Source organism: Gluconobacter sp. P1D12_c (assembly GCF_018812105.1).
Classification (GTDB): domain Bacteria; phylum Pseudomonadota; class Alphaproteobacteria; order Acetobacterales; family Acetobacteraceae; genus Gluconobacter; species Gluconobacter oxydans_A.
On sequence record NZ_JACSIQ010000255.1, the window covers coordinates 1 to 546 of the forward strand.

General features: G+C 46.9%; 1 protein-coding gene. It reads right to left on the bottom strand.

All coding sequences use genetic code 11. The features are described 5' to 3' along the window. Positions 1-538: hypothetical protein (locus KP705_RS16615; protein WP_215765017.1), on the bottom strand; the 538-nt coding region annotated here is incomplete at its 3' end. Positions 539-546 lie beyond the last annotated feature (8 nt).

Sequence of the window (546 nt, forward strand, 5' to 3'; positions counted from 1 at the left end):
ACAGCATCCCATCTTCTAAGACGCTACCCCCACCTCTACCCATGTGAGATATCGTGTAAGTGTCAAGCATATATGCTTTTGCGGAATCATCCACCGCATTGATATCCCTGTTGCCAAGCTCCCACGAACCACGCAACGCAAACAGATTACGCCCCGTTAGAGCATCGCATCCAATTTTTTGGAGTTTTTCGATAACCTGCTGATGGTGTCGCTTAGAGACAACTTCAATGAGTTCGAGAGCCTTTTTGCCGAGTTCAGTGTCAGGCGTCTGCGTATAATTCTGGACCATAAGACAGGGTTCAGAGACGTTATAGAAAGCATGATGCGGGAGCATCAGCCCAACAATCTTATTCTCCATCTGCTCGAATTTTATTTCATCACCAACGATGACACGACCATCAAGAGAAGGCTCAACACAGAGAGCCATAGCAATATCGGGCCCGAACATATCCAATGATTTAGGGACACCTATCGTGGCTTCGCCTTCATCACGCTTCGTGAAAAGCTCAGCATCATTGATGACACGCTTCTTCATCATCTTCAGAG